Source organism: Oleiphilus sp. HI0043 (assembly GCF_001634935.1).
The window spans coordinates 1-857 of sequence record NZ_LWEY01001618.1 but is presented as its reverse complement, the minus strand read 5'-3'; the positions used below and the strand labels follow the sequence as shown (position 1 = coordinate 857).

Genomic DNA, 857 nt, shown 5'->3' with positions numbered 1-857 from the left:
TCTAAAGACATCCTTGAAGCCATTGCACAGGGAACCGGGCCACAAACCTATCTGGTTGCCCTTGGCTATGCTGGTTGGGGAGAGGGGCAGTTAGAAGGTGAGCTCACAGAAAACACTTGGTTAACTTGCCCCGGGTCTCAGGACATATTGTTTGCTGACGACGATAGCAAAAAACTGACAATGGCGATGGATATTCTCGGTATTAAGGCAGACCAGCTCAGTGGCCAGATAGGTCACGCTTAATGACCAATGAAGCCTTGACCTACTTATGTTTTGACTTTGGTGTAAAGCGCTTCGGTGTTGCCTGTGGGAATAGCCTACTTAAAACCGCATCAGAGCTTGCTCCCATTAAAGCCAGAGAGGGGATTCCTGACTGGGAAGTAATTGAACAATTGGTAGAAGAATGGAAACCGACAGGCTTTGTCGTTGGTTTACCTTTGAATATGGATGGCTCTGAAAGCGATATGTCATTGCGAGCGAAGAAGTTCGGTAAGCGCTTAAAAGGCCGTTTTAATAAACCGGTCGATATGATGGATGAGCGGCTCTCAAGCTTCGAAGCTAAGCAGGCGGTGAAAGCTAGAACGGGTCGGTACGTAGATTTTGGGGATCACTCGGTTGACGGTGCCGCAGCATGTTTAATACTAGAAAGCTGGTTTGCAGCAATGAGTGACAATAAAGGAACTGACAATGCATGATGAACAAGCTGTAGAAGCCTTATTGGGTGCGATGTCACAGCAACTAAGCCATTATTTGGCAGAAAAGAATATCACTGACTATGAGTTTGTCGGGATTCGCACCGGCGGTGTTTGGGTCGCTAAGGCTATTCAAAAAAGTTTGGCGAATGAAAAACTGATTGG

The 857-nt window shown here is 46.7% G+C and carries 2 protein-coding genes; both read left to right on the top strand.

The features are described from left to right. The coding region (locus tag A3729_RS24385; protein WP_197476029.1) for a YqgE/AlgH family protein at positions 1 to 243 on the top strand (243 nt) is incomplete at its 5' end. Beyond that, positions 243 to 695: a Holliday junction resolvase RuvX gene (gene ruvX / locus A3729_RS24380; protein WP_068508683.1), complete on the top strand. Its 453-nt coding sequence runs from the start codon at positions 243 to 245 to the stop codon at positions 693 to 695. The genes A3729_RS24385 and ruvX, both read left to right, overlap by 1 nt. Positions 696 to 857 lie beyond the last annotated feature (162 nt).